Annotated in this window: 16 protein-coding genes; 4 read left to right on the top strand and 12 right to left on the bottom strand. The window is 61.6% G+C overall.

What is annotated here, in order from left to right; genetic code table 11:
- Window positions 1-55: 55 nt before the first annotated feature.
- The 6 genes from SFY93_RS10280 to uvrC all read right to left on the bottom strand — a co-directional run bounded on the left by SFY93_RS10280 (window position 56) and on the right by uvrC (window position 6,204).
- Window positions 56-1,453 carry an MATE family efflux transporter gene (locus SFY93_RS10280; RefSeq protein ID WP_320447004.1) on the bottom strand — a complete coding sequence of 466 codons (1,398 nt, stop codon included), beginning with the start codon at window positions 1,451-1,453 and terminating at the stop codon, window positions 56-58.
- Between the two features lie 144 nt (window positions 1,454-1,597).
- Window positions 1,598-2,635 (bottom strand): 50S ribosomal protein L3 N(5)-glutamine methyltransferase, encoded by a 1,038-nt coding sequence (gene prmB, locus SFY93_RS10275; RefSeq protein ID WP_320447003.1) that lies wholly within the window; start codon window positions 2,633-2,635, stop codon window positions 1,598-1,600.
- Window positions 2,635-3,105, bottom strand: coding sequence for a molybdenum cofactor biosynthesis protein MoaE (locus SFY93_RS10270; protein WP_320447002.1), 471 nt, complete (start codon window positions 3,103-3,105; stop codon window positions 2,635-2,637). Before SFY93_RS10270 ends, prmB begins: the two co-directional genes overlap by 1 nt.
- Window positions 3,106-3,129: 24 nt before the next feature.
- On the bottom strand, window positions 3,130-3,381 hold the full coding sequence (gene moaD / locus SFY93_RS10265) for a molybdopterin converting factor subunit 1 (protein WP_068731149.1): 252 nt from the start codon (window positions 3,379-3,381) through the stop codon (window positions 3,130-3,132).
- Window positions 3,378-3,989, bottom strand: a complete 612-nt coding sequence (gene pgsA, locus SFY93_RS10260; RefSeq protein WP_089261825.1) for a CDP-diacylglycerol--glycerol-3-phosphate 3-phosphatidyltransferase — start codon at window positions 3,987-3,989, stop codon at window positions 3,378-3,380. Before pgsA ends, moaD begins: the two co-directional genes overlap by 4 nt.
- Before the next feature lie 121 nt (window positions 3,990-4,110).
- Complete coding sequence (gene uvrC, locus SFY93_RS10255) at window positions 4,111-6,204, bottom strand: excinuclease ABC subunit UvrC (RefSeq protein ID WP_320447001.1); 2,094 nt, start codon at window positions 6,202-6,204, stop codon at window positions 4,111-4,113.
- Between the two features lie 319 nt (window positions 6,205-6,523).
- Here uvrC and SFY93_RS10250 point away from each other — a divergent pair, with 319 nt between their 5' ends.
- The gene (locus SFY93_RS10250; protein WP_068731146.1) at window positions 6,524-7,144 is read left to right on the top strand and encodes an outer membrane protein; all 621 of its coding nucleotides are present in this window, start codon (window positions 6,524-6,526) and stop codon (window positions 7,142-7,144) included.
- Between the two features lie 136 nt (window positions 7,145-7,280).
- Here SFY93_RS10250 and SFY93_RS10245 read toward each other — a convergent pair whose 3' ends face one another.
- From SFY93_RS10245 to SFY93_RS10230, 4 genes are all read right to left on the bottom strand, one after another.
- Window positions 7,281-7,496 (bottom strand): cold-shock protein, encoded by a 216-nt coding sequence (locus SFY93_RS10245; RefSeq protein ID WP_068731145.1) that lies wholly within the window; start codon window positions 7,494-7,496, stop codon window positions 7,281-7,283.
- A gap of 253 nt (window positions 7,497-7,749) precedes the next feature.
- On the bottom strand, window positions 7,750-8,610 hold the full coding sequence (locus tag SFY93_RS10240) for a 23S rRNA (adenine(2030)-N(6))-methyltransferase RlmJ (protein ID WP_320447000.1): 861 nt from the start codon (window positions 8,608-8,610) through the stop codon (window positions 7,750-7,752).
- Between the two features lie 32 nt (window positions 8,611-8,642).
- Window positions 8,643-9,329: a ribonuclease T2 family protein gene (locus tag SFY93_RS10235; protein ID WP_175367614.1), complete on the bottom strand. Its 687-nt coding sequence runs from the start codon at window positions 9,327-9,329 to the stop codon at window positions 8,643-8,645.
- 86 nt (window positions 9,330-9,415) lie between these two features.
- Entirely contained in the window at window positions 9,416-9,886 is a 471-nt protein-coding gene (locus SFY93_RS10230) for a hypothetical protein (RefSeq protein WP_320446999.1), read from the bottom strand.
- A 167-nt stretch (window positions 9,887-10,053) separates the two neighbouring features.
- Here SFY93_RS10230 and SFY93_RS10225 point away from each other — a divergent pair, with 167 nt between their 5' ends.
- From SFY93_RS10225 to SFY93_RS10215, 3 genes are all read left to right on the top strand, one after another.
- A complete protein-coding gene (locus tag SFY93_RS10225) occupies window positions 10,054-10,347 on the top strand; it encodes a hypothetical protein (RefSeq protein ID WP_068731365.1) in 294 nt (97 codons plus the stop codon).
- Between the two features lie 67 nt (window positions 10,348-10,414).
- Complete coding sequence (locus SFY93_RS10220; protein WP_320446998.1) at window positions 10,415-10,960, top strand: DUF3617 domain-containing protein; 546 nt, start codon at window positions 10,415-10,417, stop codon at window positions 10,958-10,960.
- A 115-nt stretch (window positions 10,961-11,075) separates the two neighbouring features.
- A complete protein-coding gene (locus SFY93_RS10215; RefSeq protein ID WP_320446997.1) occupies window positions 11,076-11,867 on the top strand; it encodes a thioesterase family protein in 792 nt (263 codons plus the stop codon).
- Window positions 11,868-11,943: 76 nt separating this feature from the next.
- On the opposite strand, the gene SFY93_RS10210 is transcribed toward SFY93_RS10215, so the two are convergent.
- Both SFY93_RS10210 and SFY93_RS10205 read right to left on the bottom strand, forming a co-directional pair.
- The gene (locus tag SFY93_RS10210; protein ID WP_068731140.1) at window positions 11,944-12,147 is read right to left on the bottom strand and encodes a tautomerase family protein; all 204 of its coding nucleotides are present in this window, start codon (window positions 12,145-12,147) and stop codon (window positions 11,944-11,946) included.
- A 130-nt stretch (window positions 12,148-12,277) separates the two neighbouring features.
- Complete coding sequence (locus SFY93_RS10205; protein WP_320446996.1) at window positions 12,278-13,912, bottom strand: histidine--tRNA ligase; 1,635 nt, start codon at window positions 13,910-13,912, stop codon at window positions 12,278-12,280.
- Window positions 13,913-14,075: the final 163 nt, after the last annotated feature.

Here is a 14,075-nt window from a genome sequence, read left to right as displayed (position 1 = left end):
CAGGCGCTTCAAGGCGACAAATGCCGCAGCCTTTCGAGGCTGCGGCACTTTTTTGTTACATCGCCGGTACGAGCCCGAGTTGCTCGCGCCGGGTCCAACGCCAGAGCATGACCGGTGCGACGACCGCCAGACCCGCTGCCAAACCGATCCAGATGCCGACGCCGCCGAAGCCCAGCTTGAATGCGAACAGCAGGCTGAGACCCATGCCAAAACCCCAATAGCCCAATGCGGCAAAGATCATCGGCACGCGCGTATCCTGCAATCCGCGCAGCATCCCTGCAGCTACCGACTGCGCGCCGTCCGCAATCTGAAACACCGCCGCGCAAAACAGAAACGACATTGCCGTATCGATGACGACGGCATTGGCGGGATTGCCCAGATCGATGAAGGCGCCAATCAGGAGACGCGGCGCAGCCAGCAACAACATGCTCATCGACGCCATGAACGCCACCGCAAGGCCAAATGCAGTCCATCCTGCTCGCGTGATGCCATCGCGATCCACGGCGCCTTTGGCCAATCCAACGCGGACAGTTGCCGCCTGGCTCAGTCCCATTGGCACCATGAAGGAGATCGATGCGATCTGGATCGCAATCGCATGCGCCGCGATGGCCGCCGTTCCAAATTGCCCCATCAGGAACACCGCAGCATTAAAGACAGTAATTTCGAATGCGAGCGTCGCGCCGATCGGCAGACCGATGCGCCATAGCTTTGCGAGGCGTGGCCAATCGGTGCGCCACCAGTTGCCGAACAAATGATAACGCCGGAACTTCGGATGCCATGCGACGACGAGCGCAAAGACTGCGAACAGAAAGATGTTCGACAGAGTGGTCGCAAGGCCGGAACCGCGCAGACCCATCTCCGGAAATCCGAGATGGCCGAACACCAGAACCCAGTTTGCAGCAGCATTGAACAGAATGGTGACGCCCGTCACCACCGGTGCCCAGAGTGGGCGTTGCACGGCGGCAACGAATGAGCGCAGCACAATGAAGCCCAGCGCGGGCAGGAAGCCCCATTGCAGCATATGCACGAAGCTCTGGGCGTCGGCAGCGGCCTGCGCCTCCTGACCGAACAGCAACAGGATCGCTTCGGTGTACCAGAGAACGATCCATGCCGGCACCGAGACGATCAGCGCTGTCCACAAACCCTGCCGGAATGTTCGCCGGACATCTCGCACGGCATGCAGCTTGCGACCAATCGCTTCCGCCATCATCGGCGATGTCGCAGTGACGAGGCCGATGGCGAAAATCAGAAACGCGAAATAGAGATTCACGCCCAGCGCCGACGCAGCCAAAGCCTCGGCGCTCACGCGGCCGAGAATGATTACGTCGGTCGTGGTGAGCGCGATCTGTGCCAGATTGGTCAGGATCAGCGGCCAGCCGAGCGCCAGCATCGCTCGCAATTCGGCGAGCCACAGATTGCGCGTTGGCGCTTTCTGATCGACAGCCACCAGCATGACATCCTTCAGTCGATTTGAACGACGCGACGGTGAAAGATGTCGCGTCAAATCCGTCCGACAACAATGTCGGACATTCACACATCAAAATGCGCGTGAAGATGCCGTGATAAACGCTACGGGCGTGTTTGGCCAGATGCCGAACTAGCCGGCGCCGCGACCTTGCAGCGCAGCAGCCGACACCCAGAACACCTCGCCCTCGGAGTCTTCGGTGTCCAGCCAGATCAACGGCAGATCGGGAAAGGCTTCATCGACATTGGCGCGGCCGCGACCGATTTCACACAACAAACCGCCATGTGGATTCAGATGATCGCCAGCCTGTTCAATGATCTTCCTGACGATGTCGAGCCCGTCATCGCCGCCATCGAAAGCCATGGCCGGTTCGGCCAGGCATTCATCCGGCAAATCCGCCATGCCCTGCGCATCGACATAAGGCGGATTGGTGATGATGAGATCGTAGCGGGTATCTCCGAGCGGTTCGAACAGATCGCCCTTGTAAAGCGTCAGTCGCTCATCGAGCCCGTAATCGATGACATTGCGCATGGCGACGGCGAGCGCCGCGGGCGACAGATCGACGGCATCGACCTGCGCGTTGGGGAATGACTGGCTGGCCAGGATCGCAATGCAGCCGGAGCCGGTGCAGAGGTCCAGCACGCTTTCAACGTCCATGGGATCGTCGATCAGCGAGCCGCCTTCACCGTCATCGCCGCTGAAATGAGAATCCAGCAATTCGCCGATGAAAGACCGCGGCACAATGGTGCGCTCGTCCACATAGAACGGTAGGCCGCGCATATAGATCTTGTTGAGCAGATAGGCCGCCGGTTTGCGCGTCGTCACGCGGCGATGAATGATGTCGAGGATCTGCTTGCCTTCGGCCGCAGTTACCCGCGCCATGGCGAAATTCTCGAACTGGTCGGGATGCAGATGCAGAACTTCGCAGACGATGAAGGCGGCTTCGGCCACGGGATCGGTGGTGCCGTGCGCAAAAGAGAGCCGGGCTTCGATGAAACGGCTGGTGGCGTAGCGCACATAGTCGAGCAATGTCGCAAGCTCGCCCGCACCAACCTTCGGCAGAGTCGCCGTTGCGATCTTCTTCACGGAAGTCTTTGCCTTTGCAGAAGCCTTGCTCGCAGATTTCCTGACCACCTTCTTCGCGGTTGTCTTCACAGTCTTCTTTGCCATCAATTTTTATCCCAGCGCGCCGCGGCGTCGTTATCGTCGGTCTTCGCAGCAATCCAGCTGCTGCCACCGGCGGTTTCCTCGCGCTTCCAGAACGGAGCATGCGCCTTGAGGTAATCCATCAGAAACTCGGCGGCCTGAAACGCCGCCTGGCGGTGCGCCGACGCCGTCAGCACCACCATGATATTCTCGCCGGGCAGGATGCGGCCGACGCGGTGAACGATTGTCAATCCCGTGAGCGGCCAGCGGTTCATCGCCTCATCGGCATGGCGCGCGATCTCCGCCTCGGCCATGCCGGGATAGTGCTCCAGCGTCAGCGCCGTGGTTGCGTCGCCGCTGCCCTCGCTGCCACGGCAGATACCACTGAACGTAACGACCGCGCCGATGTCCGTACGGCTTGCCGTCAGCGCCGTGATTTCGCTGGAAACGTCGAAATCGGCATCCTGGATGCGGATGGTCACGTTGGAGGTCATGAGATCAACGCAGTCGTTGTAAAATCAACCGCCGGTCATCGGCGGGAAGAATGCAATCTCGCGGGCGCCAGCAATCACGGTGTCCGGCCGCACATGCGTATGGTCGATGGCGGCACGGATCACCTTCGGCGTTTCGAACGCATAGGCATATTCATCGCCGCGCGTGCTCAGCCATCCGATCAGATCGCCGACCGTGCGCACGGCTGCTGGCGGCTCGACCGTCTCTTCGGCCTTGCCGATGCGCTCGCGCACCCAGGCGAAGTAGACGACCTTCATGCATCCTCCGCAATGAGGTGGTGAATGCCAGCCCTGAAATAGTCGTAGCCCGTGTAAATGGTGACAAGCGCGGAAATCCACAGCAGCAACAGACCGAGCTGCGTGGTGATCGGGATCACCTGATCGCCGGCCTCACCGGCCAGCAGGAAGCCGATGGCGATCAACTGGGCCGTCGTCTTCCACTTCGCCACTCTGGAGACCGGGACGCTGACACGGAGTGCGGCGAGATATTCACGCAGGCCCGAGACCAGAATTTCGCGGCACAGGATCACGATGGCGGCCCACAGGGTCCAGCCATGGATGATGCCATCGGCCGCCAGCATCAGCAGGCAAGAGGCCACCAGCAGCTTGTCGGCGATCGGATCAAGCATCCGGCCGAAGGCCGACTGCTGATTCCAGATCCGGGCGTAATAGCCATCGAGAAAATCCGTGACCGCGGCGCCGATAAAGACGGCCAGCGCGACCCAGCGCAGCCATAGCGGGCCATCCATGATCGACTGCGAATAGATGCAGCCGACCACCACCGGAATGGCGGCAATGCGGGCCATGGTCAGGATATTTGGCAGGGACATCGCGGAATTCGCGGCCCGTCTCGTGGTCACTGTCATCCGTCTTACCAATACTGCCAGAGCGCAGAGGTCAACCGCCAGCGAAGCGGCGCGGCTTAGTTTACCGCAAAACTGCCCCAAGGCATGCGACAGCCAGATTACGTCTCGTCCATCTTTGCGGTCATCTGGCCACCGGCTGGCGGTGAAAAAAGTCGAAAATCTTGCGGGCGCTCTCGGCCGAGATGCCGGGAACCTTGCCGAGGTCGCCTACGGAGGCCCGCTCGATCTCTTTCAGCGTTCCGAAATGGTGCAGGAGTGCCCGCTTGCGGGTTGGGCCGATTCCCGGGATTTCCTGTAATCCGGCCTCGCGGATGTCCTTCTTGCGCAGTGTGCGGTGCGATCCAATGACGAATCGATGCGCTTCGTCGCGCAGCCGCTGGATGAAATACAGCACAGGATCCCGCGGCTCGAGCTTGATGGCATCGCGGCCAGGAATGAACATCGTCTCACGGCCGGCGTCGCGATCCGGCCCCTTGGCCACTGCCATCAGAGTCACATCGGTCAGCTTCAGCTCGTCGAAGATCTCCTTGACCGCATTGAGCTGGCCGCGGCCGCCATCGATGATGACCAGATCTGGCCATAGCGGCACATCATCGTCCTTGGGCTTTGCCACCTCACCTTCAACCGGCGGCGCCAGCAGACGCTTGAAACGGCGCTGCAGCACCTCCTTCATCATCCCGTAGTCGTCACCGGGCGTGAGCCCCTCGGACTTGATGTTGAACTTGCGGTACTGGTTCTTCATGAAGCCATCCGGCCCCGCCACGATCATGGCACCGACCGCGTTGGTGCCCTGGATGTGGCTATTGTCATAGACTTCGATGCGCTTCGGCACGGTGGCCATGCCCGCCATCTTCGACATGCCTTCCAGCAGACGCGTCTGCGTCGCCGTGTCGGCGAGCTTGCGGCCGAGCGCCTCGCGCGCGTTGGTCAGCGCGTGGACGACCAGCTCCTTCTTTTCGCCGCGCTGCGGTGTCAGCACCTCGACCTTGAAACCTGCCTTGACGCCGAGCGCGCTGGCCAGCAGCTCGCTTTCCTCGATGGCATGCGACAGCAACACCATCTTCGGCGGCGGCTTATCCTCGTAGAACTGCGCCAGAAACGAGCCGAGCACTTCCTCCGGCGTGTACGACTTCTCGGCCTTGGGGAAATAGGCGCGGTTGCCCCAGTTCTGGCCGGTGCGGAAGAAGAACACCTCGACGCAGGAATAACCGCCCTCCTGATGGATGGCGAAGACATCGGCCTCTTCCACCGTGCGCGGATTGATGCCTTGCTGGGACTGGATCGCAGACAATGCCGCCAAACGGTCGCGATACAGCGCGGCGCGCTCGAAGGCGAGTTCTTCCGACGCTTTCTCCATTTCGCCGGCCAATAGCTGCTTCACCGCGCGGCTGCGACCGGACAGGAAGTCCGTCGCCTCGCGCACCAGTTCGGTATAGCCGGGGAAATCGATCTCGCTCGTACAAGGACCCGAGCATCGGCGGATTTGATACAGCAGACACGGGCGCGTGCGGCTCTCGAAAAAGGAATCCGTGCACGACCGCACCAGAAACGCGCGCTGCAGTGCCGTGATCGTGCGATTGACGGCGCCCACCGACGCAAACGGTCCGAAATAGCGGCCGGGCCGCGATTGCGCGCCGCGATGTTTCAGAATCTGCGGCGCCCAGTGATCGCCCGAGATCAGAATATACGGAAAGGACTTGTCGTCACGGAGCTGTACGTTGAACCGCGGACGCAGCTGCTTGATGAGATTGGCCTCGAGCAGGAGCGCCTCGGTCTCGGTCGCGGTCGAGATGATTTCCACCACCACGGTCGCCGCGATCATGCGTGCGATGCGCATCACCTGCCCGGTCGGCCTTGCATAGGACGACAACCGCTTCTTCACGTTCTTGGCCTTGCCGACATACAGCACATCGTTGGCCGCATTCAGCATCCGGTAGACGCCCGGCGAGGTCGGGGCATGGCGCACGGCATGTTCGATGGCCGCACGGCCGATCGCCAGCGGGCCCTCGGCGACCACGTCGCCGGAATCGTCATCGCCAGTATCCGGGAGCGCGCCGTCTTCCTCGTCGTCGGCGGTCGCGGGTTCCGGTTCGAGATCGGGTGGCGCCTGCAAGGTGGCCTGGGTGGCCTGCCCGGAACTAGGGCTGTCGGAACCTGGCTCTGCTGCGGGCTCGGATGATGTCTCGTGCAGCGGCTCGGTGGGGTCTTGAATCATGATCCCAATTTAAGCGCTGCAGCGGGTCATCGCCAGCATTCGTGCGACCGGAAATGCCCTCGCAACGGCCGGTTTTCCGGCTGCTCGCGGCAGGCCACAGGATTTTGGCGGCCCGCCCCGGGAAACTCGCGGATTGCCAAAAGTAAGACTCTTTTAACGTCAATACGGCGCCGCAGCGGCCCGTTAAGGACCGCTTAATCTAAAACTCTCGATAAATCGTCTCGATAAAAGATCGAATTCCGTAACCCTAAGGCTTCGTTCGGCAGATCCCGAGCGCGCTCCCATGGGCCGGCAGTAACGCGTATTTTGGAGAGTTGAGATGAGTAAGTTTGCGTTCGCGGCAGTCGCCCTCGTGGCTGCAGGTGCGACAACAGCACATGCGGCGGACATGCCTTACCGGTCGCGCGCCCCCTATACCGTTGCCCAGCCGCTCAATGCCTATAGCTGGGCCGGCCCGTATCTCGGCGCCACTCTCGGTTACGAATGGGGCAGCGTCTCCAACACCGGTGCGAAGCCCTCGGGCATCGCCGGCGGCGTGACGGGCGGTTACAACTGGCAGAGCGGCAACATCGTGTTCGGTCTCGAAGGCGATCTGCAGGGCACTGGCGCAGATGACCGCTTCGCCACCTACAAGTTCTCGAACCCCTGGTTCGGCACCGCGCGCGGCCGCATCGGCTACGCCTTCAACAACGTGCTGCTCTACGGCACCGCTGGTCTCTCCTTCGGCAGCCTCGAAGCCGAGCTCAACGGCCTGCAGCAGTCGCAGACTTCGGTCGGCTGGACCGCGGGTGTCGGCGCCGAAGTCGGCATCTACCAGAACTGGACCGCCAAGATCGAATATCTCTATGTCGATCTGTCCAAGAACACCTACACGCTCACCGGCACCGACAGCGCGCTCAGCTTCGGCACCGTGCGCATCGGCGTGAACTATCACTTCTAAGTCCGGCTCCGGACGCCTCGCGTCCGGACTTCGTCTTCAATACTTCATCTCCAAGTACAAGAAACCATCACCATCCACTCCCGGCCGCGCTGCGGCCGGGATTTTTTTATGGCCAGCTCCCAAGCTGGATCCGCCGCTATCCCGTGATGACCAGATTGACCGCTTTGGGGCCCTTGCCCTTCTTGTCGGGCTCGACCTCGAAGGTGATCCGCTGTCCTTCGATCAGGTCCTTCAGGCCAGCGCGCTCGACTGCGGTAATGTGCACAAACACGTCCCGTCCGCCATCGTCCGGCTTGATGAAGCCGTAGCCACGCTCGCCATTGAAAAACTTGACCGTACCGCTCATGCCCATCGGGTCCCTCCCCGCAATGCTCCGCCGCGGCGCCTGGACACCGCGACCGACCGGACATTCACTCCACGGAAGCTAGGCCTTGTTTCAATATCGATTTGGGCCACGTCACTCCGCCGCAACCATTCGCGGAAGCGGAACGTAAAGCCAGTCATAATGCCAGCAGCTTAATACGGTTCCGCCGGGATTGACTACCGTTTTTGGCGGCGCCGTTTGATAGTTGGAGTTTGCGTAGTTCAGCGCAGGCCGTGCGACGTCAGGGTTTGGCCGTCTCGAGCCGGAAGCGTCCGGCACCGCCAAGGCCAAGTGGCTTCTCAAGTTGCGGCAGGATTTCCTTGAGCTCCGTAGCGAGCTTCCACGGCGGATTGACGATCAAAAGTCCCGTCGAGGTCAGCGGACCATCCGCCGTTTGCGGTGCAACGCTGAATTCGAGGCGCAGACATTTACCGGGCGTGGCGGATGCAGCCGCCGTCGCGGCGACGTGCTGCGCCAGCTCATCGGTGGCGCGGCGGCTCTTGGCGGGATACCACAGCATGTAAATGCCGGTCGCCCATTTGGCATAGACCTGCTCGAACACCGCAGCCATCCGCGCGAACTCGTTCTTGTCTTCATAGGGCGGATCGATCAGCACCACGCCGCGTCGTTCCTTCGGCGGCACATAGGCCGGCAGACCGATCCAGCCATCGATATCGACCACGCGCGCCTGCTCGTCCCTGCGCAGCGCAGAGATCAGCTTCTTCCGCGCCGTGGGCTCGACTTCGCAGCACACCATGCTGTCTTGCGGCCGCATCAAGGCGCGCGCGATCAGCGGCGAGCCGGGATAGGCCTTGAGTTCGCGCGGCGCATTGAACGACCGGACGATGTCGAGATAGGGCGCGACCAGCGGAGTACTGGCTTCGCTGAACCGCGCCTGCAGGGCGCGCGCGATGCCGGTGGTCCATTCGCCGGAGCGCGTGGCTTCATCGCCGGTCAGGTCATAGAGCCCGGCGCCGGCATGACTGTCGATGACGCGGAACGGCGCCGGCTTCTCCTGCAGATGCGTCAGGATGCGGACCAGCACGATATGCTTGATGACATCGGCAAAGTTGCCGGCGTGAAAGGCGTGTCGATAATTCATGCGCCAGCAGTACGCTAGGAATGCCGGTTGAGCTAGCCGCCTCGCATCGGCGGCATCACCACCTGGTCGCGGCGGCAGGCGCGGCGATCGATCTCCTCGCAGGCGCGGAACTGGAGATCCTTGCTCATGCAGACCCGGACCTCGGTCAGGCGGTTACGATCGCAGGTCACGGCGATGGCCGAGTTGCTGAGGCCCGGATTGACCTTGATGAAGGCTTCCTCGATTGCGTCCGGCGCAATCGTCTTGGCCTGCTGCAGATCGAGAAATTCGTCGGGAATTTTGACGCCGGCGCGCGCCTTGCGGATGGCTTCGAAATAGGCGCGCTGGCCGAGGCCGGAGCAGGTGCCGTGCTTGTCCCATTCATTGAAGATCAGGCCGGGCGCCGGCATCAGGTCGAGCATCGACTGCATGATATTGCGTGCCAGCCGCGGGGCCGGACGCTCGCAGTAATTCGGGAAGCCGCGGTCATATTGCGGCCACAGGCCATGAACCACGAAAGAGTAAGGCCGGCCGCCGCATTGCATCTGGGCCGAGCGGTTGTTGCCGCCGCGCTCCTGAGCCGCCTCGCAGAAACTCGGCGACCATGACAGCGACAGCACGTAGAAATCGAATTCGCCCGGCGCATTCTGCCGGCGGTCCTGGGCGGAGGCCGGATAGGCGCTCAGCGCCGCGAGCGCGAGAAACCCAAGCGAAACGACAAATCGAAATGCCTGAAACATGACGCGCCCCACCCCTGAGAAGGGCAAACCTAATCAGGCATCAAGAACAATTCAAGAACAAAATGGGTTGGATCTGCAAACGAAGCTTAGTGCTTCGCTGCCCGGCAGCGCGGGTTATAGGCCCAGTCGCGGTCAAGACCGACGACGCACCATTCCACGCCCTGGCCGTAACCGGCAAAGCCGCCATCCTCGATGATCGAGTAGTGCACCTGGCGCGTCTTGCCATCGGTCAGCATAGCGTCGGCGGTGCAGTAGCGGCGCGGAATGTTGTCGGAGGTCCAAGGGCGGAAGGCGGTCTCGTGAACTCGGCTGAAGCCGGTAATCTGCAGCGCCGAATTCCAGAAGGTGCTTTCCTTGTCCTGGAACTGCGACGAAATCGTCGAGAGACCAGCTTCGCAATCCGCCAGACGGCCCTCGTAGTTCGGCCCGGACAGCCAGAAGTTCAGCTCGAGCAGGTTCGCAGCCTGTGCGCCAGGAGCCAGGGTCATAAGCCCGAGAACGGCGCCGGTAACGGCAGCCAGGACGGCTTTCTTCCAGGATGAAATGAGGTCGTGCATGGGGAATCCGCCGTCTGATGATTGTTCCCGGAACGTGCCGCGAAGCCCGTGCAGGGTCAAGTGCACCGCGGCCACACCCGGCGCACAACTCTGTCAGAACCTGGACGGCGTTCTTTTCAGCGTCGCCGATGCCCTCTAAGGTGCCCATAACGACGATGGAGACGGTGATGCGAATGATTCGGTTGGCGATTTTGGCTGCAGGTCTGAGCGGTGCGATCATGAGCAGCGCGGCCAAGGCCGACTGGGTGCCGCCATTCAAGGGCAATGACACCGGCGGCATCATCTCCACATCCCTGATCAGCCAGACCGACATTCGCGCCCTAGCGATTGATCATTGTGCGCGTTACGGCAAGGTCGTGAAATTCCTGAGCGCCCCGCAGGAATACGGCGCCTACGTCTCATTCGCCTGCCGCTGGGTGCCCTATGGCGCCTCGGATCGGCCGCTCCGCGTTCGCTACTGAACGTTTTGGTTCGCTACTGAACCTTTTCACGCGACACAGCGTCTCATCGGCTTGGGGAGAACCAGGCATGATGCGACGCTGTGTTTCACTGTTGAATATTTCCGTTTTGAGCGCGACTGCGATGTTGTGGGCAATACCCGCCATCGCCGATCCCATCGAGTTGCCGGCACGCAAACCCGGGCTCTGGGAAATGAAGATGCAGGGCAGCGCCGGGATGCCCGGCATGACGATGCAGCACTGCACGGACGAGACCACCGACAAGTTCATGAACACGACCTTCTCGCCGATGGCGAAGGATATGTGTTCGAAGAACGAGATGAAGAAGACCGCGACGGGCTATGTCACGGATTCGGTCTGCAATATCGGCGGCACCACCAGCACGTCGCATGCCGAGATCACCGGCGACTTCAACTCCGCCTATACGATGAAGATCACGTCGCAGAGCACTGGCGGCGCCAAGGCCAATACTGGTGACAGCACCACGCAGCTGGAAGCCAAATGGCTCGGCGCCTGCAAGCCGGACCAGAAGCCCGGTGACATCATGATGCCGGGCGGCATGAAGATGAATGTCAAAGACATGGAGAAGATGAAGGGCATGCACCGGCCGCAATAGAGCCGCGCGCTCGCTGACTGGATGTTTCCCACCGCTGCGTTCCCCGCTATAGATGATGCCAATCATCCCAATGGCGCGTTACGACGCCGGCGACAGGAAACATCAGGAACACGCAATGACCGCATTCACTGCATTGATGGCTGGCATGGCCAAGTCCGGCGATGGCTGGATCGCCCATGTCAGCGACGACTGGCTGCAGGGCCGCACCGTCTATGGCGGGCTGGCCTCCGCGCTGTGCATGCAGGCTGCGCTCAATGAATTCGGCGATGTGCCGCCGCTACGCTCCGCACAGATCGCCTTTATCGGCCCGGCATCGGGGCAGTTGCAGCTGAAGGCAAGCGTACTGCGCAAGGGCAGATCGACGCTGTTCGCGACCGTCGATCTGATCGGCGAAGCGGGCCTGGCGACGCGCGCCATGTTCTGTTTTGGTGCTGCCAGGGAATCCGCCTTCTCGCATGTCGCCGTCGGAACGCCGGAACTGAAAGATCCCGAGACCTGCCCGGATTTCTTCCGCAATGCCCCGGCGACGTTGAGTTTCATACAGCATATCGAGGGCCGTTATGTCGGCGGCTCATTCCCGTTCAGCGGCAGCGACGATCCGCGGATGACGCTGTGGCTGCGGCACCGCGAGCCCGGCATCCAGCCGTCGCTGGTGGCGCTGCTGGCCTTGGCCGACGCGCCGCCGCCGGCAGCTTCCGTCCGATCCACAACGCCCTCGCCGATCAGCACCATGACCTGGTCGATTGACATGCTCACCGACGAGATCGCCACCGACGACGGCTGGTGGCTGATCCGCAATGTCGCCGAGCAGATCGCCGGCGGCTATTCCAGCCAGGCGATGACGCTGTGGAATCGAAACGGCCGGCCCATCATGGCCAGCCGTCAGAACGTCGCGGTGTTTGGATAAAGCTCGCTTTAGCGCAGCGAAACTGCGCTTGTCCCCTCTCCCCCAGCGCGGCAACGCCGCGCTGAAAGATCGCGGTTTACTTCTTCGCCGCGGCGGCGCGCTCGACGAAGGTCTGGCCACCCTTCATCTTGTTGTTGAGCGGCGCCTCGTTGATCTGGATGACGACCGCATCGGCGGTGACGCCGAGGTTCTTCACCAGCGCCTGAGTGATGTCGAGCATCATGCCCTTCTTCTGCTCGTCGGTGCGGCCGGCCGCCAGGTTGATCGTGATCTCAGGCATTGATGTCTCCCGTTGTGATTTCACTCTCGTCATGGCCGGGCTTGTCCCGGCCATCCACGACTTCGTATCGACCGCATCAAACAAGACGTGGATGCCCGGGACAAGCCCGGGCATGACGATCAACTGATGGTCAGACGCTCCACTTCACGCCATGCTTGTCGAGAATCTTGCGGACAGCACTGACGAGATCGGTTTCCGCGATCTCGATCTGTGCTTCGGCCTGCTTCCTGAGATATTCCTCGCGGTCCTTGATCTCGGTGAGCCCGGCGCCCGCAATCAGGTCCTTGATCAGCAGCTTGCCGCCGGCCTTTTCATCCGAGCCCTGAATGATGGCGCAGGGCGAATTGCGCTTGTCGGCATATTTCATCTGCTGGCCAAGCGCATGCTTGGGATTGCCCAGATAAAGCTCGGCGCGGATGCCGGCCTGACGAAGCTGCGCAACCATCGCCTGATAGCCGGCAATCTCGCCGCCGAACACGGTGACAATCACCGGGCCGGGCTGCGGCGTCGTATCGATCTTGCCAAGCAGCGTCAGCGCTGCCTGCAGGCGCGACACGCCGATCGAGAAACCGGTGGCCGGCACCGGCTCGCCGCGGAAACGCGAGACGAGACCGTCGTAACGACCACCGCCGCCGACGGAGCCGAAGCGAACGGGACGGCCCTTTTCGTCTTTGGTTTCGAGGGTGAGTTCAACTTCGTAAACGGGGCCGGTGTAGTATTCGAGGCCGCGGACTGTCTCTGCCGTTACTCGAAAGCGCTTCGATCCATATCCCGCCGACTCCATAAGTGTCAGCATTTTGCGGAGCTCTTTGATGCCCTCGTTGCCAACCTCTGAATCTGAAACGAGTTTAGACCAGTGTGATAGCAGTCGATCGTTTGAGTAGAAAAACGTACCTGGCTTTTCCGGAAGCGAAGTGTACTCCGCCATTTCGGCTCCGGTCTTGATCCACTCGTCGTTGGTAGGCATTTTGTACATACTGGTGTCGGCCCAAGTCTCACCTTCACCTGTAACGAAATCGATGATCAGACCGGCATCTTCTTCCTGAAGACCCGCGCCCTTCGTGAAGTCGCCCTTGCCTTCCTCACCGCCATCCCAGCGGCCGGCGCCGAGCAACTTCTTAATGTCATCAACTGGGAACTTGTCCATCTTATCGATGGCACGCAGTACGATAAGACGTCGAGCAGCATTTTCATCGCCGCCGAGGCCAATGCTCTCCATCACACCGTCGAGCACTTTACGGTTGTTGACCTTCACAACATATTGGGCGCGCTGGATACCCAGCTTCTCCATCGCATCCGCCGCCATCATGCACATCTCGGCATCGGCCGCCGGCGAAGCGGAGCCCACCGTGTCGGCATCGAACTGCATGAACTGGCGGAAGCGGCCGGGGCCGGGCTTCTCGTTGCGATAGACGTAACCGGCTCGATAGCTGCGATACGGCTTCGGCAGCGCGTCCCAATGCTCGGCGACGTAGCGCGCCAATGGCGCGGTCAGGTCGTAGCGCAGCGAGATCCACTGCTCGTCGTCGTCCTGAAACGAGAACACGCCTTCATTGGGCCGGTCCTGGTCCGGCAGGAATTTGCCTAGCGCATCGGTGAATTCCATGGTCGGGGTCTCGACCGGCTCGAAGCCGTAGCGCTCATAGACCTCGCGGATGGTGTCGGTCATGCGCCGGGTGGCGGCGATATCAGCCGGTCCGCGGTCGCCAAGGCCGCGCGGCAGACGCGCGCGCAGTTTCTGGGGTTTTTTGGGTTTGTCAGCCATGAGCGGGGTCGTACCAGCGTGGACAGGAACCGGCAAGCGTAGCGGTGGAAACCCACTCGTCATTCCGGGGCGAGAGCGACGCCGAAGGCGGCGGTCGCGAGCCCGGAATCCCCGCATGTTCATCACTTCTGAACCGGTTGCGAAGGGGCGCTCATCACTTCGA

The organism is Tardiphaga sp. 42S5, from assembly GCF_034044155.1.
Lineage (GTDB): Bacteria > Pseudomonadota > Alphaproteobacteria > Rhizobiales > Xanthobacteraceae > Tardiphaga > Tardiphaga robiniae.
Note: the sequence above shows the minus strand (reverse complement) of the source record. Positions and strands in the feature narration are given on the sequence as shown.

What these genes read in the sequence shown, in the direction of transcription:
- SFY93_RS10210 (WP_068731140.1), bottom strand. Translation starts at nt 12,147, where the DNA reads ATGCCTGAGATCACGATCAACCTGGCGGCCGGCCGCACCGACGAGCAG.
- SFY93_RS10220 (WP_320446998.1), top strand. Translation starts at nt 10,415, where the DNA reads ATGATGCGACGCTGTGTTTCACTGTTGAATATTTCCGTTTTGAGCGCG.
- SFY93_RS10245 (WP_068731145.1), bottom strand. Translation starts at nt 7,496, where the DNA reads ATGGGCATGAGCGGTACGGTCAAGTTTTTCAATGGCGAGCGTGGCTAC.
- SFY93_RS10235 (WP_175367614.1), bottom strand. Translation starts at nt 9,329, where the DNA reads ATGTTTCAGGCATTTCGATTTGTCGTTTCGCTTGGGTTTCTCGCGCTC.
- SFY93_RS10230 (WP_320446999.1), bottom strand. Translation starts at nt 9,886, where the DNA reads ATGCACGACCTCATTTCATCCTGGAAGAAAGCCGTCCTGGCTGCCGTT.
- SFY93_RS10270 (WP_320447002.1), bottom strand. Translation starts at nt 3,105, where the DNA reads ATGACCTCCAACGTGACCATCCGCATCCAGGATGCCGATTTCGACGTT.
- prmB (WP_320447003.1), bottom strand. Translation starts at nt 2,635, where the DNA reads ATGGCAAAGAAGACTGTGAAGACAACCGCGAAGAAGGTGGTCAGGAAA.
- moaD (WP_068731149.1), bottom strand. Translation starts at nt 3,381, where the DNA reads ATGAAGGTCGTCTACTTCGCCTGGGTGCGCGAGCGCATCGGCAAGGCC.
- SFY93_RS10250 (WP_068731146.1), top strand. Translation starts at nt 6,524, where the DNA reads ATGAGTAAGTTTGCGTTCGCGGCAGTCGCCCTCGTGGCTGCAGGTGCG.
- SFY93_RS10215 (WP_320446997.1), top strand. Translation starts at nt 11,076, where the DNA reads ATGACCGCATTCACTGCATTGATGGCTGGCATGGCCAAGTCCGGCGAT.
- SFY93_RS10240 (WP_320447000.1), bottom strand. Translation starts at nt 8,610, where the DNA reads ATGAATTATCGACACGCCTTTCACGCCGGCAACTTTGCCGATGTCATC.
- uvrC (WP_320447001.1), bottom strand. Translation starts at nt 6,204, where the DNA reads ATGATTCAAGACCCCACCGAGCCGCTGCACGAGACATCATCCGAGCCC.
- SFY93_RS10225 (WP_068731365.1), top strand. Translation starts at nt 10,054, where the DNA reads ATGCGAATGATTCGGTTGGCGATTTTGGCTGCAGGTCTGAGCGGTGCG.
- SFY93_RS10280 (WP_320447004.1), bottom strand. Translation starts at nt 1,453, where the DNA reads ATGCTGGTGGCTGTCGATCAGAAAGCGCCAACGCGCAATCTGTGGCTC.
- SFY93_RS10205 (WP_320446996.1), bottom strand. Translation starts at nt 13,912, where the DNA reads ATGGCTGACAAACCCAAAAAACCCCAGAAACTGCGCGCGCGTCTGCCG.
- pgsA (WP_089261825.1), bottom strand. Translation starts at nt 3,989, where the DNA reads ATGACAGTGACCACGAGACGGGCCGCGAATTCCGCGATGTCCCTGCCA.